This is a genomic window from Lapillicoccus sp. (assembly GCF_039935575.1).
Lineage (GTDB): Bacteria > Actinomycetota > Actinomycetes > Actinomycetales > Dermatophilaceae > Lapillicoccus.
In genome coordinates, this window is record NZ_JBDTKA010000150.1 from 1 (window position 1) to 19825 (window position 19825).

At 69.6% G+C, this 19825-nt stretch carries 17 protein-coding genes; 2 read left to right on the forward strand and 15 right to left on the reverse strand.

All coding sequences use genetic code 11. From position 1 onward, the window contains the following. From ABI385_RS17560 to ABI385_RS17605, 10 genes are all read right to left on the reverse strand, one after another. Positions 1-1406 (reverse strand): MFS transporter (locus ABI385_RS17560; protein ID WP_348105056.1); only part of this gene is annotated, 1406 nt, incomplete at its 3' end. A gap of 696 nt (positions 1407-2102) precedes the next feature. Then, positions 2103-2861, reverse strand: coding sequence for an SDR family NAD(P)-dependent oxidoreductase (locus ABI385_RS17565; RefSeq protein ID WP_348105057.1), 759 nt, complete (start codon positions 2859-2861; stop codon positions 2103-2105). A gap of 64 nt (positions 2862-2925) precedes the next feature. After that, positions 2926-3708 (reverse strand): triose-phosphate isomerase family protein, encoded by a 783-nt coding sequence (locus ABI385_RS17570; RefSeq protein WP_348105058.1) that lies wholly within the window; start codon positions 3706-3708, stop codon positions 2926-2928. After that, a complete protein-coding gene (locus ABI385_RS17575; RefSeq protein WP_348105059.1) occupies positions 3705-4175 on the reverse strand; it encodes a ribose-5-phosphate isomerase in 471 nt (156 codons plus the stop codon). Before ABI385_RS17575 ends, ABI385_RS17570 begins: the two co-directional genes overlap by 4 nt. A gap of 19 nt (positions 4176-4194) precedes the next feature. Beyond that, the gene (locus tag ABI385_RS17580; protein ID WP_348105060.1) at positions 4195-5910 is read right to left on the reverse strand and encodes a dihydroxyacetone kinase family protein; all 1716 of its coding nucleotides are present in this window, start codon (positions 5908-5910) and stop codon (positions 4195-4197) included. A gap of 48 nt (positions 5911-5958) precedes the next feature. Beyond that, complete coding sequence (locus tag ABI385_RS17585) at positions 5959-7326, reverse strand: MFS transporter (RefSeq protein WP_348105061.1); 1368 nt, start codon at positions 7324-7326, stop codon at positions 5959-5961. A gap of 146 nt (positions 7327-7472) precedes the next feature. After that, positions 7473-8270, reverse strand: coding sequence for an SDR family NAD(P)-dependent oxidoreductase (locus ABI385_RS17590; RefSeq protein WP_348105062.1), 798 nt, complete (start codon positions 8268-8270; stop codon positions 7473-7475). 43 nt (positions 8271-8313) lie between these two features. After that, positions 8314-9252, reverse strand: coding sequence for a sugar phosphate isomerase/epimerase family protein (locus ABI385_RS17595; RefSeq protein ID WP_348105063.1), 939 nt, complete (start codon positions 9250-9252; stop codon positions 8314-8316). Further along, on the reverse strand, positions 9249-10286 hold the full coding sequence (locus ABI385_RS17600; protein WP_348105064.1) for a 3-hydroxyacyl-CoA dehydrogenase family protein: 1038 nt from the start codon (positions 10284-10286) through the stop codon (positions 9249-9251). The genes ABI385_RS17595 and ABI385_RS17600 overlap by 4 nt, the downstream gene beginning before the upstream one ends. Positions 10287-10443: 157 nt before the next feature. After that, on the reverse strand, positions 10444-11160 hold the full coding sequence (locus ABI385_RS17605) for a GntR family transcriptional regulator (RefSeq protein ID WP_348105065.1): 717 nt from the start codon (positions 11158-11160) through the stop codon (positions 10444-10446). A 110-nt stretch (positions 11161-11270) separates the two neighbouring features. Between ABI385_RS17605 and ABI385_RS17610 the strand changes: the two genes are divergently transcribed. Both ABI385_RS17610 and ABI385_RS17615 read left to right on the forward strand, forming a co-directional pair. Next, on the forward strand, positions 11271-12776 hold the full coding sequence (locus ABI385_RS17610) for a four-carbon acid sugar kinase family protein (protein WP_348105066.1): 1506 nt from the start codon (positions 11271-11273) through the stop codon (positions 12774-12776). A 77-nt stretch (positions 12777-12853) separates the two neighbouring features. Further along, a complete protein-coding gene (locus ABI385_RS17615) occupies positions 12854-13768 on the forward strand; it encodes an NAD(P)-dependent oxidoreductase (protein WP_348105067.1) in 915 nt (304 codons plus the stop codon). A 335-nt stretch (positions 13769-14103) separates the two neighbouring features. Here the strand turns inward: ABI385_RS17615 and ABI385_RS17620 are convergent, their stop codons facing one another. Genes ABI385_RS17620 through ABI385_RS17640 form a run of 5 tightly spaced genes read right to left on the reverse strand, consistent with a single transcriptional unit; the run spans position 14104 to position 19814 of the window. Next, on the reverse strand, positions 14104-15321 hold the full coding sequence (locus ABI385_RS17620) for a substrate-binding domain-containing protein (protein WP_348105068.1): 1218 nt from the start codon (positions 15319-15321) through the stop codon (positions 14104-14106). After that, the gene (locus ABI385_RS17625; protein ID WP_348105069.1) at positions 15318-16493 is read right to left on the reverse strand and encodes an ABC transporter permease; all 1176 of its coding nucleotides are present in this window, start codon (positions 16491-16493) and stop codon (positions 15318-15320) included. The genes ABI385_RS17620 and ABI385_RS17625 overlap by 4 nt, the downstream gene beginning before the upstream one ends. Further along, the gene (locus ABI385_RS17630) at positions 16490-18058 is read right to left on the reverse strand and encodes a sugar ABC transporter ATP-binding protein (protein WP_348105070.1); all 1569 of its coding nucleotides are present in this window, start codon (positions 18056-18058) and stop codon (positions 16490-16492) included. Before ABI385_RS17630 ends, ABI385_RS17625 begins: the two co-directional genes overlap by 4 nt. Then, a complete protein-coding gene (locus ABI385_RS17635) occupies positions 18055-18894 on the reverse strand; it encodes an IclR family transcriptional regulator (RefSeq protein ID WP_348105071.1) in 840 nt (279 codons plus the stop codon). The genes ABI385_RS17630 and ABI385_RS17635 overlap by 4 nt, the downstream gene beginning before the upstream one ends. Next, the gene (locus tag ABI385_RS17640; RefSeq protein WP_348105072.1) at positions 18891-19814 is read right to left on the reverse strand and encodes an SMP-30/gluconolactonase/LRE family protein; all 924 of its coding nucleotides are present in this window, start codon (positions 19812-19814) and stop codon (positions 18891-18893) included. Before ABI385_RS17640 ends, ABI385_RS17635 begins: the two co-directional genes overlap by 4 nt. Positions 19815-19825: the final 11 nt, after the last annotated feature.

Consider the following 19825-nt stretch of genomic DNA (forward strand, 5'->3'; position numbering starts at 1 on the left):
AGTGACTTCTGTTCGGCGTGCACGCCGAGGAAGATGGCGATGATGCCGGCGATGAGCATGAGCGCTGCTCCCACGTAGTAGCCGGGTGCTAGCCCGGTGATGTCCTTCCCAGCGGTGGCGTTGTCGATCAGCCCTCCGAAGTAGAGCGGCCCGGCGATGCCGCCGGTGGCGGTGCCGATCGCGTAGAAGAACGCGATGCACAGTGCTCTGGTTTCCATCGGGAAGACCTCGCTCGCGGTGAGGTACGCGGCACTGGCGCCTGCGGAGGCGAAGAAGAAGATGACCATGCCGGCCAACGTGAGCGTGACGGCCGTGAACGAATGCAGAAAGACACCGGAGACCGCGAGCAGGACGCCCGAGATGATGTATGTGGCTGAGATCATCCGGACGCGACCGATCGAGTCGAACAGCGGCGACAGTGCCAAGGCTCCGATGAAGTTGCTGGCGGCGAAAGCAGCGATGTACCAACCCACCGCCTTCACCCCGAAGAAAGTGCTGAGGGCGTCGCCGAAGGTGAAGAAGAAGGCGTTGTAGAGGAACGCCTGTCCGACGAACAAGGCAAAGCACAAGATGGTGCGCCTCGGGTATGACGTGAAAACGGTCTTCGCGATCAGCGGAAGACCGATGGTGTGCCGCTGCCGGATCGTGATCGACTCGCCGACTGAGGGCAGCTGCTGACCGCTCTCGTCCTGCACCGTGTCCTCTATCTCACTCACGATCGTCTCGCCCTCGTCCTCCCGGCCGTGGATGAACAACCAGCGTGGGCTCTCGGGCACATTCCGGCGCACGAGCAGCACCACCACAGCGAGAACGGCGCCCAACGCGAAGGCGCCACGCCACCCGTAAGCAGGGTTGACGGTGCCGTTCGTGAGAGGGACGGTGATCATGGCGCCCGCAGCCGCGCCGACCCAGAACGACCCGTTGATCGCGATGTCGACCCGGCCGCGGTACTTCGCTGGGATCAGCTCGTCAATGGCAGAGTTGATCGCGGCATACTCGCCACCGATGCCCGCGCCGGTGATGAACCGGCAAGCGAAGTACCAGACAGGGTTCATCGAGAAGGCCGTCAAGACCGTGCCCACCAGGTAGATGCCGAGGGTGATCATGAACAGCTTCTTGCGACCGAACCGGTCCGTGAGCTGACCGAAAACCAGAGCACCCAGACACGAGCCGGCCACGTAGATGGCACCCGCCAGACCGATCTGAGAACTGGTGAGGCCGAGTCCGGTCTTGGCGTCCTTCAACACGTCCGACAGCGACCCGACGATCGTGACCTCGAGACCGTCGAGAATCCAGACCGTGCCCAGGCCGACGACGATCAGCCAGTGCCAGCGAACCCACGGCAGCCGGTCCATCCGCGCTGGGATGTCGGTCGTGATTCGACGCAGCTCAGCCTGAGGCGACATCCGCTCTCCTTCGTGGATCCATCACACCTAGGACGAAGATCCTGTACTTCCCTGCCGGGACGTGGATCCGAGTACTCCCACACCACACGGCGGGAGGCCCCCCGACGGTACTGTTGATCGTCGCTCTCCACCACCGCAGACCGGGTGTCCCGTTGCTAGCGGTTCCCACAGGTGGGGCGGGGCCTGCCACCGGTCCACCCGAGGCCCCCTCCAGCACCCTGCTTTGCCGTTCCGAACCATCTCAGGCACGCGTCTCCCAGACGCGTGGCCGCCGAAGTTCATCCGGAAGAGTGTCGGGCCTGCTCCGGGTTCGACTGGTGGGGGCAGGAGAGCCTTTCTTGACCCAGACGCGAGTCGACCGTTCCTCTTCTCGCCGCAGCGCGTCGAAGTAGGCACGGCGAGGGGATGGGTGCAGAACCCCGCGACCACTGGGAGGCCGGGCCGGCCCACGTCATCGGCGAACCGGTTTAGATCGGACCGTCGAGGCCGGGACTGCCGGACCCAGACGCCGTCACTCGGGACCGGCGGGCGTCCCCGAAACACAGTCACATCCCGCGGACCGCTCGCTCGCGAGGGTGGTGCGTCCTACCACCGCGAGTGGCAGGGAAGTCGTGCTCGTCGTGGTGTTCTATTCCGAGGCCGACGGTGCGTGAACTCCGCCCGATGACTCGGGGGCGAGCGTTCTTTCGGCATCGCCTACCAGGGGACGACCTGACGGTCCTCCCACAGCACTCCGGTCTGGGCGCCGTCGGCGGACCGGCCGGCCAACCACAGGGCGGTCTCGGCTCCCTGTTCGGCAGAGCGGGGCGCGCTCGCCCCGCCCAAGTCGGTGCGGCAATGGCCAGGGCAGGTGGCGTCCACGAGAACACCTCGCATACCCATGCCCTGCTCGTGGGCGAGGTTGCGTACCAGCGCGTTGACGCCGGCCTTAGCCACCCGGTAAGGAGCCAGCCCACCGGCGTTGCCCGGGCCGCTCATCCGACCGAGGCAGGCGCTCACTGCAACCACCCGGCCATGGCGCCGCTCGACCATGCCCGGGACGAACGCCGCCATCGTCCGCCAGACCCCGTCGAGGTCGACCGCCATCACCCGGCGCCACTCGCTTTCGCTGGTGCGCAGCGTCTTTGCGCTGCGCGCGCTCATCACCCCGGCCGCGCAGATCAGTACGTCGACGGCGGCCAGCGGGCCCAGCCGCTCGGGCAGGGCGGCCACTTCCTCGGCGCTACCGACGTCGCAGCCCACCCCGACCGCGTCGATCCCGTCCGCCACCAGCGTCGCGGCGGCCGCCCCGGCAGAGTCTTCGCCGCGGCCGACCAGGACCACGGTTGCGCCGCGCGCGCCGAGCCCGCGGGCCGCGGCCAGCCCGATACCGCGACTGCCGCCCGTTACCAACGCCACCTGCCCGTCGAGCCGTCCGTCGGGCTGTCCCGCGAGTCGCGCGTCCTGCGAGGTCATGGGTCCACTATGCGTCTCGCCACCCCCCGTCATCGACGCACTGCGGACGCTTCACATTTATCACCTAGGACAGGCCCCGGGTGGGTTCGGAGGCCGCCTCCGTCAGGACGCCGGCCACGGCCCGGAGGTCGTGGGCGAAACGTCCGAGGAACAGCCCGTCGACGGTGCCACCCAGATCGGGCAGCAGTCCGGGGCCCGCACTGCCGCCGTAGATGATCGCGGCGTCGTCGAGGTGGTCGCGCAGCGTGGTGCGCAGCCGTTGGCACACCTCGCCGACGTATGCGGTGGGCGCCGGCTGAGCAGCACCGATCGCCCAGTACGGCTCGTAGGCGACGATCATCCGCGGGACCGGCGCAGCCGCGCCCGTTTCGGGGACAGCCGAGCGCACCTGACGCACGCAGACGTCGGCGGCCGCTGCGGGGTCAGCGCGTTCGGGTTCGCCGACGCAGAGGATCGGGACGAGGCCGTTGCGGAACGCGGCGCGGGTCTTCGCGGCGACGACGGCCTCGGTCTCGCCGAACTGGGTGCGGCGTTCGGCGTGCCCGACCACGACGTGGGTACAGCCGATCTCGGCCAGCTCGGCTCCGGAGACCTCACCGGTGTAGGGACCGCTGTCCTCGGTCGCGAGATCTTGCGCGCCGACCCGCATGCGGGTGCCGTTGGCCGCCGCGAGCACAGCGGGGACGGCGACGAAGGTGGGGAGGACGACCAGGTCGGTGGTGCCCGTCTGGACGCCCTGGTCCGCGGCGGCCAGGGCGGCCAACGCGCGGCAGTAGTCGACGGTGCGGGCGTGGCTGAAGTACATCTTCAGGCTGATCGCCACCGTCGTCCGTGCCGGCGTGCTCATGGACGGCTCTCGTATGCCTCCAGCTCGGCGACGTTCGCCCGCGAGTGCGAGGTGGGGTCGAACTCGTAGGTCAGCCACTCCCGGACCAGGCGGCGGGCCAGCTCCAGACCGATGACCCGCTGGCCCATAGTGAGGATCTGGCAGTCGTTGGACAGGACGGATCGTTCGACGCTGAACGAGTCGTGGGCCACGGTGGCGCGGATCCCGGGCACCTTGTTCGCGGAGATGGCCACGCCGATACCCGTCCCGCAGAAGAGGATTGCCCGGTCCGCCTCACCGGCGGCGACCTTGGTGGCTGCCGCGATGGCGACGCTGGGATAGGTGCCGGCCTTGAGGTCGCCGGCTGGGACACCGAGGTCCTCGACGCTGGCGACATGGGGGTCTTGTCTAAGGTCGGCGAGAATTGCCTCCTTCAGCTCGAAGCCGGCCGCGTCGCTGCCGACGAGGAGTCTCAGGTCCTGGGGCATGGAGGTTCTTTCGGTGAGGTCAGGCGTGGGCCGGCGACAGCACCGGCAGGAGGGTGCGCATACAGGCGGCCAAGGAGACCGCCCCGGGGTCGGGCGTCCCCAGGCTCTTCTCGGCCAGCACCCGAGAGCGGCCCATCCGGGCGGCGATGTCGGCGGTCGCCGCGGCGGCCTGCTCGGCGGCGTCGACCGCGGCGGTCCAGGCGGACACCAGATCGGCGTCGGCCTCGAACCGGGACTGGAGCGTCGTCGCGAACGGCTCCAGGGCGTCGACCAGCGTCTTGTCGCCGACCTGTGCTGCGCCGATGGTCATGACCTCATCGCGGGCGTGGACGACGCCGGCGACGATGTCGGCGCCGGTGACGACAGCGTCAGCGGGCAGCCGGTCGGCGACGGCGAGCAGACCCGCACCCCACAGGGCGCCAGACGTACCACCGCCCCGGTCCGCCCACGCCTCCGCGCCTTGCCGCAACACGGTGGGGGCATCGGCACCCGCGTCGGTCGCCGCTTGCGCCGCGGCCAGACACGCGGCGGCGCCGCGGGCCATCCCCCGACCATGGTCACCGTCCCCCGCAACGGCGTCGAGGCGGCCGAGCTCATCCTCCATCCGGGTCAGCAGGCCGTCGAGGGCGGTCAGCGCGGTCAGCACGCACGACCCCGCCTGTCGGCCAGCCTCAGTGGCGGCCGGAGCGACCGCACCGGTATGGGCGCTCTCCGGTACGGGCGTCGGGTCGAGCGGCTCCGGCGTGGTCCGCCGGAAGGCCACGCTGTCCGCGGGAGCCAACCAGAGACGTTCCAGCTCGTCGTCCAGCCAGGTGACGGTGAGCGAGCAGCCGGCCATGTCCAGGCTGGTGACCAGCTCACCGACCTCCGGGGCGACAATCTCCAGGCCGGCTTGCTCGAGCAGGTGACGGACGGCGTTCCAGAGCAGGAACAGCTCCTCGTACTTGACGGCGCCCAGGCCGTTCACGAGCACCGTGACCCGCGATCCCACGTCGGACGGGGTGTCAGCGAGGATCTTCTCGACGAGCTGGGCGGCCAGCTCGTCGGCGGTGGGCCGCGGGCCTTCGCTGATGCCCGGCTCACCGTGGATGCCGAGGCCCCAGGCGACGCTCTGGTGCGGCACCGTGAAGAGTGGTTCGTCGGCCCCGGGGAGGGTGCAGCCCTCGAACGCGACCCCGAAGGACCGCGTCCGGGCGTTGGCTCGGGCGGCAACCGCCGCTACACCGGCCAGGTCGTAGCCCTCCTCGGCGGCCGCGCCGGCGGTCTTGAAGACCACGAGGAAGCCCGCGACCCCGCGTCGTCGATGCTCCTCGCCGGCGGGAGCGCTGGCCACGTCGTCGGTTATCGGTAGCAGCTCCACGGCAATGCCCTGCGCCCGTAGCCGGGCCGCAGCGCCGGAGAAGTTCAGCACGTCGCCGGCGTAGTTGCCGAACCCGAGCCACACGCCGGCGCCCTGGTCGACGGCTGCGCAGATGTCCATGACCTGCCGGGTAGACGGCGAGGCGAACACGTCACCGCAGACCGCCCCGTCGGCCAGGCCGGTGCCGACGACTCCCGCGAACGCCGGATAGTGGCCCGACCCGCCGCCCACGACCACAGCGACCTTGCCGGGCGCCCGCCGGGTGGCCCGGACCACCCCGCCGGGGGCGGCCCGGACCCGGCCGGGGTTGGCGCTGACGAGACCCGCCAGACTCTGTGCCGCGAAGTCCTCGCGGGCATTCAGGACCAAGGTCACGGTTACTCCTTCGAGATCAGCCTGGTGGACGCCGTGCCCGGGGACGGCTCAGCGCGACGGGGCCGAGGCCGCGTCCACCTCGTCTAACCTACCGGCCTCGACCTCGTTGGCCCGTTTGAAGAGACCCGTGAAGGCGAACAGGACCGCACCAACGACGGCCCCGACCGCCAACGCATACAGGCCCGCGTTGCCGCCGACGTTCTCCTTGAAGAAGTCACGCATGTTCGGAGCGAGGAAGCCACCAAGGTTGCCCAGCGAGTTGATCAGCCCGATGCCCGCGGCAGCGGCGTACCCCGTCATGTACTCGGTCGGCAGCGTCCAGAAGATCGGCTGCATCGCAACGAAACCGATGGCCGCCAGGGACAGCCCGGCGATGGCGAGGACGGGAGTGCCGCTCAGGGCGCCGGAGATGACGATGCCGAACGCGGTGACGAGCAGCAGCGTGGTCCCGATCAGCCGGTGCTTGCGGGTGCGGTCCGCCAGCCCTGGGAAGAAGGCCACCGAGGCCAGCCCGAACACCCAGGGGATCGCGGTCACCAGCGCCACCTGGAACCCCAGTTTCTGACCGGTGATGGCCGTCACCTGGGTGGGCAGGAAGAAGGTCACACCGTAGACGGCGATCTGGATGCAGAAGTAGATCAGCGAGAAGTACCAGACCCGCCAGTTCCCCAGCGCCGCCCACACCTTCTGCGGCCCGTGGCCGGAGGCCTTCGCAGTGTCCTCGGCGGCAACGGTCTCGACGAGGGCCTGTCGCTCGTCCTCGGGCAGCCAGGCGGCGTCCTGGGGCTTGTTGGTCAGGTAGAAGTAGGACCAGACGCCCACGGCGATGGCCAGCAGACCTTCGACGAGGAACATCCACTGGATGCCCCGCAGGCTGAAGGCGCCGTCGAGCTCGAGGAGCCCACCGGACAGCGGGTTGCCGAGGATGCCGGCAAGCGCGATGCCCATGTAGAAGTAGCCACGTGCCCGGCTGAGGTGGCGGGCCGGGACCCAGTAGGTCAGGAAAAGGATGACACCGGGGAAGAAGCCGGCCTCGCACACCCCGAGGAGGAACCGCAGGATGTAGAAGCTCGTCGTTCCCGTCACGAACATGAACGCCACCGCCACGATGCCCCAGGTGACCATGATCCTGGCGAGCCACCACTTGGCGCCGACCTTGTGCAGCAGGATGTTGCTCGGCACCTCGAAGATGGCGTAGCCGACGAAGAACAGGCCCGCGCCGAAGGCGTATGAGGCGGCGCTGATTCCGAAGTCGGCCTGGAACTCCTGCTGGGCGAACGAGACGTTGCTGCGGTCCAGGAACGCGATCACGTACATCAGCAGAAGGAACGGAATGAGGCGCCGGAAGACCTTCTTGGTCGCCAGCTCGCTCAGGTCGAAACGCCGCCGGGCGTCCGTCGTGGCCGTGTCCGTCATCGATGTCTCCTTGGTGGGTGGGCAGGTGCGGTCGAGGAACGGGGTCTGCCCTCGGCGGGGCGGTGGAACCACCCCGGTCAGTGCTTATCGGGCATGTCAGTGCATGTCAGTGCATGTCAATGCATGTCAGTGCATATCAGTGCATGTCAGTGCATGTACTTGCCGCCGTCGACCTGGATGGTTGCGCCGTTGATGTAGCCGCCGCCGTCGGACAGCAGGAAGACCACGGTGGCCGCGATCTCGTCGGGTCGGCCGACCCGACCCAGCGGGATGCCGGCGGACATCGACGTCTTGCGCTCGTCGGTCAGCCGGCCGCCCATGATCTCGGTGTCGATCGGGCCGGGCGCCAGCACGTTCACCGTGATGCCGTACTGCCCCAGCTCGCGCGCCCCGCCGTGCGCCATCCCCACCACGGCCGCCTTGGCGGTGGCGTAGACGCCCTTGGAGAACGTGCCGCCGCCGTCGAAGGCGGTGATGGACGAGGTGTTGACGATCCGCCCCACGCCCTGCGGGATCATCCGGGCGGCCGCCGCCTTGAGCATCAGGTAGGAACCGGTGACGTTTACCGCCATGACCCGTTCGAACTCGGCGAGCTCACACTCGTGCAGCGTGGCGGTGCAGGCGATGCCGGCCAGGTTGACCAACGCCACGACCGGCGGCAGCTCGGCGTCGAGCCGCTCGAACAGCTCCTTCACGGACGCCTCCGAGGCGATGTCGGTAGGCACCGCGAGGACACCGTCGTGGCCCGCGTCGCGCAGCTCCGCCTCGACCTCCGCGAGCCCCTCGGCGTTGACGTCGACGAGGGCGACGTGCCAGCCGCTCTCGGCCAGCAGCCGCGCCGTGACCCGTCCGATCCCGGCGGGGCCGCCGGCTCCCGTGACGACGGCGGTGCGCTGGTCAGGCAGGGCTCCCGAGGCGGTCGTGGCTGGTGCGGGGGTGGTCATGCGCTGCTCCTTCGGTGACGTGCGGTCGGTCGACGACGTGCGCTCAGTCGATGATGGTGGCGAGGATGTCTCGGATGTAGGCGCGGTTCTTCCCGATCACGGTGATGGCATCGCTGCCATAGTGCTCGCAGAGGAAGGCACCCTTGAAGCCGAGACCGATGGCCTGCGTGATGGCCGCCCGGTAGTTGATGAGACCGAAGTCCATCGGCACCGGGAAGGTCATCACCTGGCCGGTCTGCGGGTCCTCGTCCCGCAGGTAGTTTTTCACGTGCCAGTAGTTGGTGTGCGGAAGCAACTTGTCGAACATGTTCTGGACCGGCTCGAGGGGCCGGTGCAGGCGGACGAAGTTGCCGATGTCGGGGTTGAGGCCGCAGGCCGGGTGGTCCACCTCCTCGAGGAAGGCGACGGCGCCGTCGGCGGTGCCGACGTAGGTGTCCTCGTACATCTCCAGGGTGATCTGCTGGCCGTTGTTCTGCGCGTGCTCGGCCAGCTCGCGAATCAGCGACGCGGCGCGGGCGCGGGCCTCGGGCGATTCATCGTCGTGCCAGCCGTCTTCAAGCCAGAACCACAGCGCTTTCTCCTGCGCTGGTGTGAAAGCCTGGAAGAAGCCGAAGCTGACCAGGGGTATGCCGAGCTCGGCGGCCTTGTCCAGCAGCCGGTGGCTGTAGGCGATGTACTCCTCGCCGCGTTCCGGGTCCATGACGCTGCGGCGCGATGTCGAGATCGCGGGGATGGTGAGCCCGGTGTCCGCGAGGACGCCCTTGAAGTCGGACAGCCGCTCTGGGGTGAGGTCACCGACGCGGACCCAGGTGTCAGTGGGGTCGACCTCGGTGAAACCCATCTGGTGGACACTGCGGAGATGCGTTGCCCACTCCTCGGGTTCGGCGTCGTGGATGGGTCCGCCCTTGGAGTCGAGGCTGCCGAACGGCAGCATGGCGGCAGCGATCGGCCACGTCTCGGCGGTGTAGGCAGCGGTGTTCACGGGGTATCCCTCTCGGTCGCGACGTGCGTGGATGGGACGGGACGCGGGTCGACGGACAGGGCGCCCAGCGGTGCCGGCCCGAGCTCCCGCAGGAGCTGACCGAGCCGGGCGTATGCCGTGTCGCGGTAGCCGATGAGGGCGGCCTGGTCGCCGGCGGGGATGACGAACCCCCCGCCCTGCTTCACGCCGTACTGGCCACCCTCGACGAGCTCGGTGAGGACGGCCGGTGCGGCCAGACGCTCGCCGTAGTGCTCCTCGAGGGTGCGAAAACCGGCCTGGTAGACGTCGAGGCCGGCCATGTCGGCGATGGCGAATGGGCCGAAGAACGGCAGCCGGTAGCCGAACGTCGTGCGCACGACGGTGTCGACGTCCTCGGCCGTGGCGACCCCCTCCTCGACGAGGTTCATCGCCTCCTTGAGCAGGACGTACTGCAGCCGGTTGAGGACGAACCCTGCTTTGTCGTTGACCCGGGCGGCGAGCTTGCCAGTCCTCGCGACGAGGGCCTCGACCGAGGCCACGACGCTTTCGTCGGTACCGGCGTGCGCGATGAGCTCGACGCCGGGGATGAACGGAGCCGGGTTTGAGAAATGCACGCCAAGGAACCGCGCGGGGCGGGTCAGGTTGGTGCTGAGGTCGCCGATGGGGATCGTGGAGGTGTTGCTGCCGATGATCGCGTCCGGGCGGGCGGCGGCTTCGATGCTCGCCAGAACCGGGCCTTTGACCTCGGGTTGCTCCAGCACCGCTTCCTCGACGAGGTCGGCTTCGGCGACAGCCTGCGACAGGCTGTCGGCGGGATGCAGGTTGGCCCGCACCCGTTCGGCCGATCCCGGGTCAAAGAGCCCCCGGGCCTCGAAGTCCTCGGCCTCTCGGCACAGCCGGTCGAGGTGCCTCTGGGTGAGCGACGGCTCGGCGTCGGCGATCGTCACGTGCAGGCCGGCCAAGGCGAGGACCTGGGCGATGCCGCCGCCCATGTAGCCGGCGCCGATGACGGCGACCCGCTCGATCTGGCGGGTCCGCTCGCTCTGCTCGGTCACGCTGGACGACCCTCCTGGCGGGGCGAGACTGTGGTGCGAACCGGGGTTTGTCCTCGAGAACGGGCCGCTGTCGGCACATCACTCTTCTAGGGTGATCATCGAACGCTATAGGATCGATGCAAGAGGATCAAGAGGTAGGCGCGGCCCTCGCAGGCCGTTACCCGTCGGTCAATGCTCGCGAGCGGACGGCGACGAGGTGAGTCTCCATCGACGCCGCCGCGGCCGCCGGATCGCCGCTGCGGACCGCATCGAGGATGGCGGCGTGCTCGACGACCGCGAGCTCGACGTCGATCGCGCCGCGGTTCATCAGCTGGCGAAGGCGGTGCACGTGCGGGGCGAGCGTCTGGGCCATGTGAAGCAGGTAGGGGTTGTGACTGTGCCGCAACAGGACGAGGTGGAACTCCCAGTCGACCGTGTAGTACGCACGCAACGTCTCCCACTCGAGGCGGCTCGGGTGTCGCGTCATCATCTTGAGCACCCGCTGGGCCGCTCGACGATGCTGGGTGCTCACGGTCTCCAGCTCCGTGATCACCGCCGCCGAGAGGGGCACCGCCCGCCGGACGGCGGCGACCTCGACGACCGCCCGGGCATCCATCAGCTCCGCCATCCGAGATGGCGTGAGCGGCGGCGAGACGCGATACCCCTTCAGCGCCGCACGGGTGACCAGGCCGGTGTGCTCGAGCTGGCCGAGCGCCTCCCGCACCGGGGTCGGGGACACGCCGAGCTGCCGGGCCAGGCCGTCAATGGAAAGCGACTCGCCCGAGGCCACCCGCCCGGCGAGCAGCATCTCCAGGATCTCGTCGTAGACGCCGTCTCGCAGAACGCGACGCTGGACGACGCCGCCGCGAAGGGCACCCACAGGGGCTATCGTCATACACCGATCCTATAGCCTGCACGAAGCAGAATCGGGAAGCAGCCGCGGCGTGCCCGCGGCGTTCCGGCCCCACATCGTCACCGCTAGCCGGCCCACGAAAGGCTCCACCCTTGTCCGAGCAGAGGTTCAGCATCCCCCAGCCGCCTTTCGCCGGCCCGGTGGCCGTCGACGAGCTGCTGGCCGACCAGCCTGCGGTACGCCAGGTCGGCACCGGTCTCGCCGAGATCAGGGCCGGCCGTCGCCTGGTGGTGCTCGACGACGACCCCACTGGCACCCAAAGCATCTGCGACCTCCCGGTGCTCACCAGCTGGTCGGTCGATGACGTGCGCTGGGCCTTGCAGCAGCCCACGACCGCATTCTTCGTGCTCACCAACACTCGCAGCCTCTCAGCGGACGATGCCGCGCAGCGCAACCGGGAGGTAGTGCGCGCGGTCGCCGAGGCCTCCCGGCTAGAAGGCGACGTGCCGTACGTGATCTCGAGCCGGAGCGACTCGACGCTGCGCGGGTACTTCCCCCTCGAGACCGATGTTCTGGCCGCCGAGCTCGAGCGACTCGGCAGCCCCGTCGACGGCGTGGTCCTCTGCCCGGCATACATCGAGCCCGGCCGGCTCACCGTCGACTCGGTGCACTGGATGCGAACCGACGAAGGCATGATCCCCGTGGCCCACAGCGAGTTCGCCAAGGATGCGAGCTTCGGCTACCGCAACTCGGATCTGCGGGACTGGGTTGAGGAGAAGACCGAGGGTCGGATCCCGCGCGAGACGGTGGCCACGATCACCCTGTCGGACATCCGGCTGGGCGGACCGGAGCGGGTCCAGGACATCCTCTCCGGGCTCAACGGCGGCCAGCCGGTCGTCGTGGATGCGGCGGAGGACGCCGACCTCCAGGTCGTGGCGGTCGCACTTGTGCGCGCCGAGGCGGCCGGGAAGTGCTTCGTCTACCGCGTCGGGCCGTCCTTCGTCCGCGCGCGCAGCGGCCAGCAGCCGACGCCGGCGGTCGACGCCGACCGGCTCGCGGCGATCCTCGCCGACTCCACCTCCGACCTCGCGGACGACGACCGGCCTCACGTGCGGCACGGCCTTATCGCCGTCGGCTCGCACGTCAGCCTGACCACCCGCCAGCTCGACGATCTGCGGTCCACGGGTCGCATTCGTGAGCTGGAGCTGGACGTCCCCACCCTCCTCGAACCCAGCACCCGAGACCGCCATGTCAGCCAGGTCGCCGTCGAGGCGGCAAACCTGTTGCAGGACAATGGTTCCGACGGCGACGTCGTGATCCGGACCAGCCGCACCCTCGTCACGGGCGCCGATGCGAGCGACAGCCTGGTCATCGCCCGGACGGTGAGCGCAGCGTTGGTCGGCACGGTGCGCGAGATCGTCGCGTTGGTCAAGCCGTCGTTCGTCCTCGCCAAGGGAGGGATCACGTCGTCAGACACCGCCACCGACGGTCTGGCGATCCGGCGGGCGTGGTCTCGCGGCACCATGCTGCCGGGCATCGTGTCGTTGTGGGAGCCCGTCACCGGCCCTGCCCAGGGCATCCCCTACATCGTCTTTGCCGGCAACGTCGGTGACGACCGCGCTCTCTCCGCGGTCGTTGACACACTCCGCAGCATGTGACGGACCTCCCACCCGGAGGCGTGGGAGACCGGCGAGCGCGAGATCAGTCAACCCCAACGAAAGGCAGCACGAGAACCTTGACGAACACCGACAGCCCGCGCATCGCCGTGATCGGCCTGGGGGCCATGGGCCTGCCCATGGCCACCCATCTCGCGACGAGGTTCACCGTCACCGGCTTCGAGCCGTATGCGCCTCGCCGCGCCGAAGCGGAGGCCGCTGGCATGACAACGGCACGGACCCCGGCCGCGGCGTGTGCGGAGGCCGACATCGCGCTGCTCGCCGTCCGTGACCAGGCGCAGGCGGAGACCGCGATCTTCGGTGCGGATGGGATAGCCGCGACCCTCGCGGAGGGGTCTCCGGTGATCCTGACCAGTACCGTCGGCCCGGACGCCGCTCGAGATCTCGCGGATCGGCTTGTGGGCGCGGGCTACCCGCTCGTGGATGCGCCGATCAGCGGGGGCCCCGCCCGAGCCGGCAAGGGAGACCTGCTTATCGTGGTCGGAGCCGAGGACGCGGTCTTGGAGACCGTGCGACCGGTCCTGGACCACCTGGCGTCCACGCTGACAGTCGTCGGGCCCCGCCCGGGAGACGGTCAGTCGCTCAAGACCATCAACCAGCTTCTCGCCGGCGTCCACATCGCGGCTGCGGCGGAGGCGATCGCGCTGGCCCGTGGACTCGGCCTCGACCCGGCTCTGGTGATCGACGCGCTGTCGCAGGGCGCCGCCGGCTCGTTCATGTTCGCCGACCGCGGCCCCCGGATGCTGCAGGCATACACCGGTGGCGCGGAGGTGAAGTCGAGAGTCGACATCTTCGTCAAGGACATGGGGATCGTCACGGGCGTTGGCCGCACGTCGCATGTGCCGCTCCCGCTGGCCGCTGCGGCGCAGCAGCTCTTCCTCATCGCCGAGGCCGCCGGACTCGGCGCCAACGACGACTCGAGCGTGGTCACCGTGCTGTCGCCCGACACGACCGGACGCGACGCCGAGGTCTGACCGGCGAGTCGCACGGTCCTCAGCGGCAACACCAGACTCAGAAGGGGGCCCAGGCTCACGGCGCCTCATCGAACTTGACCGGGCACTTCGCCGCTGGTGGCGGCTTCGACGGCCGGCACCGCGCTTCGATGACGGGACCGGCAGCCAAAGCTGCACCGGCTCTGATGGCGGTGGCCGTCTCGCGCTGTTGCTCTAACGGGTCGGGGCGTCGAGCGCCGCGGCCACCCGCGCGTACGACCAGACCAGCCCGGCGATGTCCACGACCCGACTGTCTGCGGTGACTACACGAGGGGCCCGGTCCGTCTGGACCAGGCCCCTCGGGTTGACTATTTCGCCTACTTACCCCACACCTTCTTGTAGATGTCGCGGAAGCCGCTCGGCGGGTCGAACACGTCACCACTGGGCACGTTGGCCTTGGTGATCAGACCGGGCGCCGCGACGAAGCCCGAGGGCTTCTCCCCCGCGAGGGCTCGGTTCACCTCGTCAACGAGCTGCCACCCCTGCAGGGTGATGGGCTCCGCCACGGTGGCCGCCTGGTGGTTGCTGGTGCGGATGCGCTGCATCTCGGCCGCGTCGCCGTCACCGGCGGCCACCGACTTGGGCGGGCCGTCCTTGGGCTTGCCGGCGTCCTCCAACGCCCGGGCGGCGCCACCGAAGTAGTTTCCGTTGATGGCCATGAGGTAGGTGAGCTTAGCGCCGTTCTGCTGCAGGAGGTTGGAGACCAGACCCGGCATGCGCTGGTCGGCGGTGGCGATCGGCGAGTCCTCGAAGCTCAGCACGGAGCACGTGGTGCAGGCCTTGATGTATGCCTCCATGGCCCGCGCCTTCGTGACGGCAAGCTCGTACTGGCCGTCGGTGAAGATGGCCACCCCGGCCTTCCCGTCGGAGTCGGCGACGACGTAGGCAGCCGCCCGCTGCGCGACCTTGAGCGGGTCGGTGGAGACGTTGGTGACCATGCCGTTGCCGGGGCCGGTGAGGACGCCGGCGTGCCACCCCACGACGGGGATACCGCCCTCCGTGGCCTGCTTGATGGCCGGCGCCTGCTCTGTGGGGTCCAGCCCCCCGAGGATGATGGCTGCCGGCTTGGCGGTGATCGCCTGGTTCATGGCGTCGGCGTTGCCTTGGGCGCTGCCTTTGCCGTCGTAGACCGAGACCGTCCACCCCATCACCCCGGCGGCCTCGCTCACCGCCTTGGCGGTGGCGTTGTGGCCACCGTTGGCGAGGTCACCCGCAACAAAAGCGATCTTGGCGCCGGGTCTCTGAGCCTTGGGGCCGGTGCTGGGTGGAGTGAACCCCTCGGAACCCGCCAGGCTCTTGGCCACCAGGTCCTTCGACGCCGCGACGATGTCGCCGCTGGGGATGATGGAGGCGAACTTGCCTGCGTCGGCGGACGCCGACGTCGACGCGCTGCCCGCCGAGGCGCCGGCACTCGGGCCCGCCGCAGCGGACCCGGTCCCGACGCTCTGGCTGGAACAGCCGACCAGCGCGAAGGACAGGGTCACCCCAAGAAGCGCGGCGGCGGGCCGCAGACGGGGACGCAGGGCAGTGGTCATGGTTTTCCTCCAGTAGGTAAGCGGTCGGTCGGCTGATCGGTCGGCTGGTCGGTCGGGGCGGCATGGGCGGGCGGGTCACTCTCGGTGGGCGCGTGGTCGGCGTCGGCGGCCCGGGTGTCGGCGGCGGTGTCGACCGGGGTCACCGGTGCGGCCTTGGCCTGGGCGACCCGTCGGCGGCTCGTGAGGGAGGCGATGGTGATCGCGGCCACGAGGGTGAGCCCGTTGAACAGCGGCTCGAGGTAGAAGCGTCCGGGCAGGAGCTGCTGCAGCCCGGAGATGCCGATGGTGGCGATAGCCACCCCCACGACCGTGCCGATCGCGTTGGTGCGCCCGGGTCTGATCGTGGTTGAACCCAGGAAGGCCGCAGTGAGCGCGGGCAGGAGGTACTCCGGGCCGATGCTCGACTCGGCGACCCCGGAGGCCCTCGACGAGATGAGCACGCCGGCCACGGCTACGAGCACACCGGAGGCCACCATCGCCCCCACGACGTAGCGCCGGCGCGGGATGCCGGTCAGCTCGGCAGCGCGCGGGTTGGCCCCCACGGCGTACAGGTAGCGCCCGATCGGCAGGTGGTCGAGGACGACCCAGAGGACGACGCCTAGGAAGACGGCGAGGATGAAGGGTCCGGGCACCGGCCCGAGCGACCACCGCGACAGGCCGTCGAACGCCGCCGCCCGCATGCCGGTGGAGTCGGTGATCTGACGGCCACCCGTATGCCAGAAGGTCACCGCGTAGATCACTTGGCCCGTAGCCAGCGTGGCGATGAACGCGTCCACCTGGGCCAGCTCCACGAGCAGGGCGTTGACGAGGCCGATCACGGCCCCGCCGAGAATGCAGAGCAGGATGGCCAGCCGGTAGTCCAGGCCCATGAGCTGGAACGACAGCGCCATCACCTGCCAGAGGCCGACCCCGTAGCCGATCGAAAGGTCGATCTTTCCCGCGACCATGGGGATGGTCACCGCCAGCGCCAAGATCAGCAGCACCGACTTGGAAGAGGCCAGGAGGCGGAAGTTGAGAACGGTGGCGAACGTGTCCGGCAGGGCGACCGCGAAGATCACGAACAGCACCGCGGTGAGGACCACGAGCCCGTAGACGGTGGTGAGCTTGCGGTACCAGGGAGCTCCCCGGGGTGGCTCGAGGGCGGTCGACTTGACCGAGGTGCTCATGCTCATGGGGTCTCCTGAGGTGATAGCCGAGGGTCGGCCGGGCTCGCGTCCCCGGGTGGGGGGTCCGTCCAGTCCCCTTCCGCCCCGGTGCTCCGGGTGCGCTTGAGCCCGGAGGCCGCCGCCACCAGGTTGCCGATCGTCAGCTCAGCCCCGGCGAACTCCGCCACCACCGTGCCCCGCTCCATGACGAGGGCCCGGTGCGCGATCTTGGTGACCTCCTCCATGTCGGTGGAGACCACGACGGTGGCGGTGCCGGCCCGCGCCGCGTCCCGCAAGAGGGCGTAGATCTCGGACTTGGCGCCGACGTCGACGCCCATCGTGGGCTCCTCCAGCACCATCACCCCGCGTCCGACACTCAACCAGCGCGCGAGCACGACCTTCTGCTGGTTTCCCCCGGAGAAGGTGTCCAGTGCCATCTCGGGGTCATCGGGTCGCACGCCGAAGGCCCGGATCTGCTGGTAGGCGTCCCGCGCTTCGCCCCGGCGGTCGAACCACTCGAACAGTCGCCGTCCCCATACCGACGGGTTGAGGAAGAGGTTCTCCCGCACGCTCATGCCGGGTGCGACGGACTCGGTCTCACGGTTCGACGTGGCGAACCCGACACCGGCGTCGACGGCGTCCCGCGGCGAACGGAAGCGGCGCGTCCGGCCGTCGATCGCCATGCCCCCGGACTCCACCGGCAGGGCGCCGGCGATGGCCCGGCCGATGGCCTCCTGACCGGCCGCCCGCAGGCCGCAGAGCGCCACGACCTCGCCGCGCGCCACGGTGAGGCTCACCGGGCCGGCGCCGCCCACGACCAGACTGTCGAGCGCCACGCGGACCTGCGCGCCGGGCGGGTCGAACGACGGGTTGCTGGTCGCCCGGCCCACGATGAGCTCGACCAGCTGAGTGTGTCCGAGGCCGGCCACGGGTCGGTCGGCGACCACCCGCCCGTCGCGCATGATCACGGTGCGGGAGGAGATCTCGTAGATCTCGTCGAGGCGATGCGAGACGTAGATCATCCCCACCCCGCTGTCCCTGAGACGGCGCAGCACCCCGAACAGCCGGTCGACGTCGGTGGCCGGCAGGGAGGCGGTGGGCTCGTCGAGCACGAGCAGGGCTGGGTCGGAGACCAGGCCGCGGGCGATGGCCAGCAGGCTGCGCTCGGTGCGGGGCAGGTCGAGGATGCGGGCGTCCGGGTCGATCCCGCCGCCGACCTGGTCGAGGACCCGCTCGGCCTGGGCCTGGAGAGCGGGAGCGTCAATGAGACCGAGCTTCGTCGGGTAGCCCAGCACTTGGGCGATGTTCTCGGCAACCGTCATCCACTCGATCAAGCCCAGGTTCTGGTGCACGAACGAGACCTTCGCGCGCACACCGGGCGAGTCGAGGTCGGCGCCGTTGAGCACCATGGTGCCCGCATCCGGCTTATAGACGCCGGCGAGCATCTTGATGACGGTGGACTTGCCAGCGCCGTTCTCGCCGAGCAGGGACACGATCTCGCCGGCTTCCACCGAGAAGCTGACGTCCTGCGCGGCGCGGGTCGCGAAGAAAGTCTTGTCGAGCCCCCGGACCACCAGCAGCGGCCCGCTCACAGCTGGTCGGCCCGGAGCAGGTTGTCGGCCAGTGTCCGCAGCTCGGTCACCAGGCGGGGCCGGTACTCCGGGGTGGCCCGGCGCGAGATCATCGTGACGCTGACTGCGGTGGGGGTCGGGGTGGTGGTCACGGCCACCCCGAGGCAGAGCACCCCAGCAACCCCCTGCTCGTCGTCGATCGAGTAACCACGCTCGCGGATGGCAGCGAGGTCTGCCCGGAGCGCAACCATCGTGCGGTGCGACCGTGCCGTGGGCCTCGGCAGCGTGGTGGCCATGGACAGCCGCCGGTCGAGCTCATCGGGCTTCAGAGCCGCCAACATGGCCTTGCCAAGGGAGGTCACGACCGCGGGTGTCCGCGAGCCGATCTCGTTGACGAACCGGACGGGCTGAATCCCGTCGTTGCGGGCGACGTAGACCACGTCGATGCCATCGAGCACCGCGAGCAGGGTGGTCTCCCCCGCCAGGAGGGGGAGGCCGGCGACCGTCCGGCGGAACTCGGTGACCATGGTGGCCGAGATGAGCATCGAGTGGCTCAGCTCGAGCACGCGGTACGCCAGGTGCCAGCCCCGGGATCCGCGCCGCACCATGTTGGCTGCCTCGAGGCTGACCAGCAGGTTTGAGACCGATGACTTTGCCAGGCCGAGGCGGGCGCTGATCGCCGTGATGGTGAGGGCGCCAGGGCTGCGGCCCATCAGCGCCAGGACGAGCCCGGCCCGGTAGGCGGCGGGCGATGGGACCTCGGGCTCCTCGCCCCACTGCACCGGTGTCGGCTCGACCTTGACCGGGCGACCCAGCATGCTCGGACGCACGATGGGCGGGAGGGGGTTGGCCGTCATACCGCGTCCGCCAGCACGTGGGAGGCGTCGCGAACCTCGGTGCGCAGCAGGTAGATTCCCGTGCTGGCGGCGACGAAGAGGTCACGACCGTCGGGTCCGCCGAAGCAGAGGTTGCCGACCACCTCTGGGATTTCGACGATGCCCAGCCGCTCCCCGGCCGGGCTGAACACCTGGACCCCGATCGCGCTGGAGGTCCAGATGTTGCCGCGTTCGTCGACCTTGAAGCCGTCGGGCAGGCCGGGGCTGACGACGGCGAACACACGCCCGTTCTTGGCGCTCGCCCATCGCTGCTGGGGGTCGAGGTCGTAAGCGCGGATGTGGTGGTTGCCCGTGCGGTCGGTGCGCCGAGCCGCGGAGGTATCGGAGACATACAGGAGCGTCTCGTCGGGCGAGAAGGCCAGCCCATTGGGTTCTTCGATGTCGCTCACGACCGCCCGGAGCGTGTCGCTGCGGGGGTCGAAACAGAAAACGAAGCGGTCTCCGTACTCGGGCTCCCCCGTATGGCCTTCACCCGGCACCGTGATGCCGTAGGTCGGGTCGCTGAACCAGACCGTGCCGTCAGAGCGGACGACGATGTCGTTCGGGCTGTTCAGCCGGTGGCCCTGATAGCGGTCGATGAGGATGCGGGTACTGCCGTCGGTATCCTCGACCTCGACGGCCCGGCGCCCGTGCGAGCACTGCACGACCTGGCCGCCTCCGAAATGGGCCCGACCGTTGGTGAACTCGACTCCGGCCCGGTGCACGCTCATCTCATTGGTAACGGGGTCGTAGGCCATGATGCGGTTTCCGGGGATGTCGCTCCACCGCAGCCGGCCGATCTCCGGTACCCACACCGGGCCTTCGGACCACGTGCATCCGTCGGCGACCTTGCGGGGCTGCGCGCCCGCAGCCACCAGTCCCTCGAGACCGACCTCGCTCATTCGACCTCCTC

Coding starts and splice junctions, on each gene's coding strand:
- ABI385_RS17640 (WP_348105072.1), bottom strand. CDS start 19,814: ATGAGCGAGGTCGGTCTCGAGGGACTGGTGGCTGCGGGCGCGCAGCCC.
- ABI385_RS17605 (WP_348105065.1), bottom strand. CDS start 11,160: ATGACGATAGCCCCTGTGGGTGCCCTTCGCGGCGGCGTCGTCCAGCGT.
- ABI385_RS17590 (WP_348105062.1), bottom strand. CDS start 8,270: ATGACCACCCCCGCACCAGCCACGACCGCCTCGGGAGCCCTGCCTGAC.
- ABI385_RS17575 (WP_348105059.1), bottom strand. CDS start 4,175: ATGCCCCAGGACCTGAGACTCCTCGTCGGCAGCGACGCGGCCGGCTTC.
- ABI385_RS17635 (WP_348105071.1), bottom strand. CDS start 18,894: ATGACGGCCAACCCCCTCCCGCCCATCGTGCGTCCGAGCATGCTGGGT.
- ABI385_RS17620 (WP_348105068.1), bottom strand. CDS start 15,321: ATGACCACTGCCCTGCGTCCCCGTCTGCGGCCCGCCGCCGCGCTTCTT.
- ABI385_RS17570 (WP_348105058.1), bottom strand. CDS start 3,708: ATGAGCACGCCGGCACGGACGACGGTGGCGATCAGCCTGAAGATGTAC.
- ABI385_RS17565 (WP_348105057.1), bottom strand. CDS start 2,861: ATGACCTCGCAGGACGCGCGACTCGCGGGACAGCCCGACGGACGGCTC.
- ABI385_RS17625 (WP_348105069.1), bottom strand. CDS start 16,493: ATGAGCATGAGCACCTCGGTCAAGTCGACCGCCCTCGAGCCACCCCGG.
- ABI385_RS17585 (WP_348105061.1), bottom strand. CDS start 7,326: ATGACGGACACGGCCACGACGGACGCCCGGCGGCGTTTCGACCTGAGC.